Origin of the sequence: Chryseobacterium sp. NFX27 (assembly GCF_049887855.1) — a bacterium.
Taxonomy (GTDB): Bacteria; Bacteroidota; Bacteroidia; order Flavobacteriales; family Weeksellaceae; genus Chryseobacterium.
On the sequence record NZ_JAGEKK010000036.1, the window covers coordinates 1 to 7642 of the forward strand.

A 7642-nucleotide genomic window follows, 5' to 3' on the forward strand; every position below is an offset into this window, starting at 1 on the left:
CTTTTTACTAAAATATCAAAAAAATTCCTGAAAAAACAAATAACGGAAATCTAAACCTGAAAAATTGTAGATCGCAAACTTTGAGACACAAAAAAAGACTGCCCCTTTTGAGACAGCCTCTTTTTTTGTTTCAAATGCAATCAAATAAGGCTTCGATGATACCATAATAATAATCCCTTAAAATTCAATAGGAACGGGCTTTAGCCCGTTTATTTATTTCAGCCCAATGATATGTTTGAAACACATTAGCTATCTTTGTATCACAAATCATTAAAATGAAGAAAATATCTTTTCTGCTCATCTTTTTTATCGGACTCATCAACGCACAGAAACTGACATTAAACGAAATTTCGCTTATTAACCGGGGAGATATCAGTACAGCATTACCGATTTATCAGACTACAGATTCTCATCAGCATAAAACCTTATTAAGTCTTTCAACAGAAATAGATCCCCTTGATTCCAATACCGCAACTTTGGTTAAAAGGATGAAGGAATCTCTTCTTTCCACAGACGGTGGAGTGGGAATTGCCGCACCACAGGTCGGAGTCAACAGAAGACTGATCTGGGTACAGCGTTTTGATAAAGAGGGAGATCCTCTGGAATACTTCATCAATCCTGTGATTGTCTGGAAATCAGAATTACAGAATCTTGGTCCGGAAGGAGATCTTTCTATTCCTGAATTCAGAGATCAGTTTTACAGAAGTAAAGTGATCCAGCTGGAGTATGTGGATCTGAAAGGACAGAAGTATTCAGAAATTGTGGAAGGTTTTACAGCGGTAATTTTCCAGCATGAAATAGACCATCTTTTTGGGATCCTGATTTCAGATAAAAAAGAAAAAGAGAAAAATGATTCTTATAAAAAAGTGGATGCTTTTAAAAAAAGTGATTCAATGACGAGATAATGGTTTGTTCCCATTTGAAATGTTTTAATAGAATTGTTACTTTTTATTTCTGGTATAGTTACATTTGGGAAAATTATTACAGCCCAAAAAAATTCCATATTGACCATTTCTCTCCATAAGATTTCCACCACAGTTTGGGCATGAACCATTTTTATTCATGCTAGAATTCACTCTTACTGCTTTATCTTTATTTCGATTGTTTGTTTTTGCCGTTAGAATTATGGCAACAATTTCGTTCTTAGTGTGTTCGTTAAGGTGATAGTGATCATATTTTTTAATTGTTTTGACCAGCTTATTGATATAAACAACGTCAGTATAGGTTTTAGTTTTAAGCGTTGCTCTTTTTGTAAATGTGATGATAGAATAATATCTCAGATATTTATAATTTTTCAATACGTGTTTTAAAGCATAAATATGACCTTGATTTTGTAGAATAGGGTTATAAAACTTACGTCTGTATTTATAAATCACCTGAATCCAGGATTTATCTTTTTCATAACCTAAAATCCAACCTTTATAATTTTTAGTTTCGATAACAAATATCCCATAATCTGAAACAATAATGTGATCTATTTGTGAAGTGGAGCCCTTAATATTTAATTCAATATTATTCAGAACGATGTATTTTTCATTGTTTAGCCTTTTTAGAGCTTTTGAAGCTTTATTTTCACCAATAAATCCTTTTATTTTTGGAGTATAATATTTAATGAATAGGAATAAAATACCTAGAGCTAATAGAGAAATAATTAAAAAACTATTATCCATGACGTTTGTTATATTATTTCTGTTTTAATTTTCCAGTAAATAAAAAAATCTGTCTCCAAAGAAACAGATTTAATTTATAATCAGAAGAATAAATTTAGTTATTTGTAACCGAAAGCTTCACTTCCATATTATTCCTTGTCGCATTAGAATATGGACAAATCTGGTGTGCTTTTTCAGTTAATTCCTGTGCTTCTTCAATAGAAACTCCCGGAATGTTTACATCCAGTTCTGCTGCCAGTCCGAAACCTCCGTTTTCAAGCTGTCCGATACTGATTTGTGCAGTCACTGTTGTTTCACCTGTTTTTACTTTTGAAAGGCTGATTACCCTGTTAAGAGCACTGTCAAAACAAGCTGAATAGCCGGCTGCGAAAAGCATTTCAGGGTTAGCAAAGTCATCATTGCCACCACCTAAAGCTTTAGGCATTCTTACATCAAGTTCCAAAACACCGTTTTCACTTTTTACATGGCCGTTTCTTCCGCCCTGAGCTGTTACTTGGGTTGTATATAATGTTTTCATTTATTTTTCTATTTTGTTTAATATTTTTAAGATCGTTTCTTTGAGATGAAGCAGGTCTTCCGTCTCCACACCGATCTTGTTCTGTATTTTTTTTGGAATTTCGCAGGCTTTCTGCTGCAGCTGTCTTCCTGATTCCGTTAAAAAGACTTCAACTACTCTTTCATCCTCCTTTTTTCTTTTTCTGGAAATAATTCCCTTAGTCTCAAGCCTTTTCAGAAGAGGAGTTAATGTTCCGCTGTCCAGAAACAGCTTTTCACCGATATGGTTCACTGCAAGACCGTCGTTTTCCCATAAAACCATCATTACGAGATACTGCGGATACGTAATATCAATCTCATCAAGGAATGGACGGTAAAGTCCTGTAATCTCCTTGGCAATAACATAAAGCGGAAAGCAGATCTGGTTTTCTAATTGTAGTGATTTTGAATTTTCCATAAGGCTGAACTTGAGAGTTGTAATAATATATTACTTTTTAATGATGAATTCCTCCATGGGAACTCTTACTTTTTTCATGGTAGACAGCCAGTCATTGGCTGCATCTCTATAACCAAGATATAACAGGCTTACGCTTTTTAATCCCAGTTCTTTTAATCCCAGAATTTCATCCACAACTTCATTGCTGAATCCTTCCGCAGGAGTGCTGTCGATCTTTAATTCTGCAGCCTGAGCCATAGCCAGGCCTAAGGCAATATATGTCTGACGCGCTGTATGGGCAAAATGCTGTTCAGGGGTCTGAGCGCCGTACATTTCTTTGATCTTATCAGTGTAACTGCTGAAACGCCCTTTTGGTAAATCCCTTACATCCGTATGATGATCGTATACCTTATCAATTTTTTCGTTGGAATAACTGTCCCAGGCAGCAAATACTAAAACATGGGAACTGTCTCTCATCACTTCAGGATTTAGTGCTCCCTGTACCATCTTTTCTTTTAATTCCTGATTTTCTACAACAATAACGCGGAATGGCTGCAGCCCTGATGAAGTGGGAGCCAGTCTTGCCGCTTCTAAAATGGTGTTAAGATCTTGTTCCGATACTTTTTTTGAAGGATCATATGCTTTTACTGCATGTCTCCATTGTAAGTCTTCTATTAATGACATTTCAATTATTTTAAATTTATATTTTTTTGTTTTTCATCACTTTTAAGTCGTGATTAAATTCTGATACAAATGTAAGTTTAATTAAATTGTGCACAATTTAATCTTGATAGATTTAATTGATGTGCATTTTAGAAAAAACAAATTAGTGCAATACATTAACCTTTTTTCTTAGTTTTCAACAAGAATCGGATTTTTTATGACGCTCTTTATTTGAAATTTGCAGTAGATTTAATAAAAAGAAACAATGCATAGATTTAAAAACAAAACAGCTTTGATCACAGGAGGAACCAATGGGATGGGATTCGCAACAGCACAGCAGTTCATCAATGAGGGGGGCAAGGTGATTATCACAGGCAGAAGTGAAGAAACGGTAAACAGGGCATTAGAAAAACTGGGGGATAAAGCTTCAGGAATTGCTTCTGATGCAGGCAGTATGAAAGACGTTATGAACCTGCAGCGGGAAGTAAGAAAATATACAGATACCGTCGATGTGCTTTTTGCTAATGCAGGTTATGGGAAGTTTTCTCCTATTGAACATGTGGATGAAAACCATTTTGACGAGCTCTTCAATATGCTTGTCAAAGGCTCTTTCTTTACGGTACAGCAAATATTACCTTTAATGGGACAGGGAAGTTCTGTTATTTTCAATACTTCTGTGGCCACTGAAATTGCAATGCCCAGTTTTTCAATGTATTCTGCTGCAAAATCAGCGGTGCAGTCTTTTATCAAAACTTTCGCTTTAGAACTTACAGAACGTGGAATTCGGGTTAATGGAGTAAGTCCCGGACATATTAAAACCAATATATTTAATAACACAGGTTTGAACGCTGAGCAGATTGACAGTGCCGTTCATGATATTATTCCTACTATTCCTTTTAAAAGATTGGGAGAACCGGAAGAAGTTGCCAATGCGGTATTGTTTTTAGCTTCGGAAGAATCTTCCTATATCCACGGGATAGAAATTAAAGTAGATGCCGGTATCTCTGTAATCAGGTAAATTAAAAATCCCCATCATGAGATGATGGGGAATTTTTGAGGAAAATCATCTGATTTTCTTTCATCAGTCAGTTTTAAGTACAGTATTTTTAACCACAAAGATTGTCATGTCAATGGATTTCATTGACCTGTTTAATAATATTAGTATTGTTTTCTATACCAATATTAAATGGTTTTTCATTTTTGTGGCTCAGTCTTGCCTTTTCCAAAAGAGCTTTATAGTCATCTGATTTTTTAGACAGATAAAAAATCTGCGGGCTTATTCCGATGGATATACGGGTGAACTCTTCCGGTTTTTCCGGGTCTTCAGCTACATTAGTAATAACGGAATTATTATACCAGGTCAGGTTCTGTGAACTTGAACTGCCGGAACAGGATGCGATCATAAATAGTATGAATAAGAGATAAGTCCAGATTTTCATAAAAAAATATTTAGTAAACAGCTTCTGCCATTGAGTTATGAAAGATTCGGCAGAAGCTGTTTATGTTAATTAGAATCCACAGCTTGCAACGCTTGGAGCCGGTGACGGCGAGCATCCGGAATAGGGTGAGAATATAGTCAGTACACAGTTGGTATTCACTAAATTATTGTCATAAAGATAAGAATTGGTAGGGCTTCTGTAATATACATTTCCTGCTGTATTGGCATAGGAAGATACAGAGGCAGATCCACAGCTGGTGTTGATACATGCATTTCTCCATGCCGTATCTGTAACAGGTCCGCTAGGGAAAAGGGAAGGATCTATGATTCTTTTTTCAGTAACGCCTGATGCATTTTTATAGCTTACAAGGATCGCAACATGGTAACTCCAGGCTACACAGCAAGTACCCGTAGATGCTTTTAAGTTTCCGTATACAAACTGTTTTTCACAGTCGTAGCCGTTGTTGATCAGGATCTGTCTCATTTTATGAGCTCTCGCATAACATCCGTCTACAGGATATCTGAATGTAATACATGGGGAAGATGCCGTAGAAGTACCGCAAGCCTGGTTTTTGATCAGGGCAAACATGCTGTTTAATGTGGCTACATTAGGAAGAACGCTTGTTAGCTTGTTGGTTTCATTTTTAACCTCTTTGGTATAGGCAGATTTAAAAAATCGGATATCCTCTTCGCTCCCTTTTTCTACTTTCGCAATTTCATGCGTATTAGGCTTGATAAAAACCTGGATCGGAGATTCGTTTTTTACCGCTTCTCTGATCAGGCTGATGTACTTCTCATTTTCTTTTGTAGGCGTTATCGTATAAAATTGGGCCGTAACAATAAATGATACTTTCAGGGTACCGTTTTCATCTTCTATCCCTACCGGAACTGTTTTCCCCAGATCCGTCAGGGCTTTATTGCTGGTTTCGTTCTGACTCATCTGCTGTTCTGCGCCAGAGTCTGTACAGGAATTAAATGACAGGGCTGTCACAAATACCATCATAGATAACAAAAAATTTCTCATAATTCTCATAGTTTGGTGGTTAGTAATATATTGCTCTAAGTTTTTGGTGTGTCATTTTTGAGTAGAATCTTAAAATAGTTCACTTTATTGTGATATTAAAAGTAAATAAAAATAAAATACCGGCAAAGTATTTTTCAATAAAATGTTAATTATTTTAACATAAATTTGAATTAAACCTTTGTTTTAGGGGATTTATATAGGTTTTTAATATCAATTAGTAGGTATGAATTCGATTGTCGTAAAAAAGTAAATCCCGCACAGTAGAATGAGCGGGATGATACATTTTCAAAAATAATTATTTCCTTTTGATCAGGCTGCTTTCCATAACAATATCTCTGATCACTGCTTCCTGATAATAATACAGATGGCTGTCTTCACTCATCTGATTTTCCATGATAATGATGCTTATGTCTGAGCCGGGAACATACACATTCATAGAAGCGAAGCCATCACCTAAACCTGTGTGTCCCAAATAAGGAATATCATTATATTTTACGATGCGTATATTGTAACCGTAACCGGATTTTTCTTTTCCAAATACATCATGCTGTGATAGCACAGAAGAAGTAGTCATTAATTTATAACTTTTGGCGCTCAGAATTTTCCCTTTATGAAGAAGTGAATTCCAGACTGCCATATCGTCTGCTGTAGTAATCACACCGTCTGCAGGCATATTCTCATCATTGATGAATGAATTTTCAACAGGCGTAAAATTATTGTTCTTATTCATATGTCCCGAGACAAGATTTCTGCGGTTATCTTTTGAATAGCAGAACGTATTCTTCAGATGAAGCTCTTTAAACAGATCAGTAGCCGATTGAATATATGATTTACCGGAAGTCTTTTCAATGATTTTTCCTAAAAGGATATTCGACAGATTTCCATATTTAAATTCTGTGCCTGGTTTAAATACTAAAGGTTTCTCTACATCAACAATTCCATGGGTATGATTCAATAGCTGATGAACTGTTACAGAATCGGCCCAGGGCTGTGTAAGAGAAGGCAGATACTTTTTGATTGGCGCCTGCAGATCGACTTTTCCTTTTTCAAATTGTTTTAATACCAATACAGAAGTGATCTGCTTTGTATTGGACATGATTTCGAACTGGTCATCCATTTTCAACGGAATTTTCGTACGGCTGTCCTGAAAACCATAGGCCTTTGAGTATTTGGTTTTTCCGTTTTGCGTAATTAGAACGACTCCGTTGAAAGGTCTGGGAGAAGCGGGGGATTGTATTAAACTGTCGATCCGGCCGGCATAATCTTTTTTGCTTTGTCCATAAGATACGGATGTTGAAAAAATAAATGCTGTAACGCAGAAGATTCCGATAACTGATTTCATTAGGCTTAAAAGTTTAGAAACCAAAAATAAGTTTTAAAATAATACGGGATCAGAAAACTTGAAATTTAAACTAAAATTTAGAACCATGATTTATTTGTGAATAAAAAAACCGGCTGTAGAGCTACGGCCGGTCTTTATTTTCCGATAAATGTCTAGTCCTGAAATATCGATACACAAAAAAGAATCGTTATGGAAGAACATTTAGAAACCGCGTACATCAAACGTACACAGAGAGATTACAATTTAAGTTTAAAGCTTCAAATTGTAAGAGAAATAGAAGCAGGAAAATCAGGAATCACAGAGTGTCGTAAAAAATACGGTATCCAAGCACGCTCTACGATTGTTAGTTGGCTTAGGAAATATGGTACCTTTGATTGGGAAAACCAAACGTCATTTAGCATGAAAAAGACTCCGGAACAGCGTATTATGGAATTAGAAGCTGAAGTTAAAGAGGCTGTCTCAAAAGGGGCAGTCTTTTTTTGTGTCTCAAAGTTTGCGATCTACAATTTTTCAGGTTTAGATTTCCGTTATTTGTTTTTTCAGGAATTTTTTTGATATTTTAGTAAAAAGCAGG

Annotated in this window: 10 protein-coding genes; 3 read left to right on the forward strand and 7 right to left on the reverse strand. The window is 35.7% G+C overall.

Features of this window, described 5'->3' with window-relative positions; translation table 11 throughout:
- Positions 1–275: 275 nt before the first annotated feature.
- Entirely contained in the window at positions 276–905 is a 630-nt protein-coding gene (gene def, locus J4Q03_RS21215) for a peptide deformylase (RefSeq protein ID WP_426050096.1), read from the forward strand.
- 36 nt (positions 906–941) lie between these two features.
- Here def and J4Q03_RS21220 read toward each other — a convergent pair whose 3' ends face one another.
- The 4 genes from J4Q03_RS21220 to J4Q03_RS21235 all read right to left on the reverse strand — a co-directional run bounded on the left by J4Q03_RS21220 (position 942) and on the right by J4Q03_RS21235 (position 3285).
- On the reverse strand, positions 942–1670 hold the full coding sequence (locus tag J4Q03_RS21220; RefSeq protein ID WP_426050097.1) for an NERD domain-containing protein: 729 nt from the start codon (positions 1668–1670) through the stop codon (positions 942–944).
- Between the two features lie 94 nt (positions 1671–1764).
- Positions 1765–2187 (reverse strand): organic hydroperoxide resistance protein, encoded by a 423-nt coding sequence (locus J4Q03_RS21225; RefSeq protein WP_426050098.1) that lies wholly within the window; start codon positions 2185–2187, stop codon positions 1765–1767.
- The gene (locus tag J4Q03_RS21230) at positions 2188–2622 is read right to left on the reverse strand and encodes a MarR family winged helix-turn-helix transcriptional regulator (RefSeq protein ID WP_426050099.1); all 435 of its coding nucleotides are present in this window, start codon (positions 2620–2622) and stop codon (positions 2188–2190) included.
- Between the two features lie 30 nt (positions 2623–2652).
- A complete protein-coding gene (locus J4Q03_RS21235; RefSeq protein WP_426050100.1) occupies positions 2653–3285 on the reverse strand; it encodes an NAD(P)H-dependent oxidoreductase in 633 nt (210 codons plus the stop codon).
- Positions 3286–3529: 244 nt separating this feature from the next.
- Between J4Q03_RS21235 and J4Q03_RS21240 the strand changes: the two genes are divergently transcribed.
- Complete coding sequence (locus J4Q03_RS21240) at positions 3530–4282, forward strand: SDR family oxidoreductase (RefSeq protein WP_426050101.1); 753 nt, start codon at positions 3530–3532, stop codon at positions 4280–4282.
- A gap of 109 nt (positions 4283–4391) precedes the next feature.
- Here J4Q03_RS21240 and J4Q03_RS21245 read toward each other — a convergent pair whose 3' ends face one another.
- From J4Q03_RS21245 to J4Q03_RS21255, 3 genes are all read right to left on the reverse strand, one after another.
- Entirely contained in the window at positions 4392–4703 is a 312-nt protein-coding gene (locus J4Q03_RS21245) for a hypothetical protein (protein ID WP_426050102.1), read from the reverse strand.
- Positions 4704–4772: 69 nt separating this feature from the next.
- The gene (locus J4Q03_RS21250) at positions 4773–5726 is read right to left on the reverse strand and encodes a protein-glutamine glutaminase (protein ID WP_426050103.1); all 954 of its coding nucleotides are present in this window, start codon (positions 5724–5726) and stop codon (positions 4773–4775) included.
- 295 nt (positions 5727–6021) lie between these two features.
- On the reverse strand, positions 6022–7068 hold the full coding sequence (locus J4Q03_RS21255; protein ID WP_426050104.1) for a serine hydrolase domain-containing protein: 1047 nt from the start codon (positions 7066–7068) through the stop codon (positions 6022–6024).
- 189 nt (positions 7069–7257) lie between these two features.
- On the opposite strand from J4Q03_RS21255, the gene J4Q03_RS21260 reads away from it, so the two are divergent.
- Positions 7258–7623 carry a transposase gene (locus J4Q03_RS21260; RefSeq protein WP_426050105.1) on the forward strand — a complete coding sequence of 122 codons (366 nt, stop codon included), beginning with the start codon at positions 7258–7260 and terminating at the stop codon, positions 7621–7623.
- Positions 7624–7642: the final 19 nt, after the last annotated feature.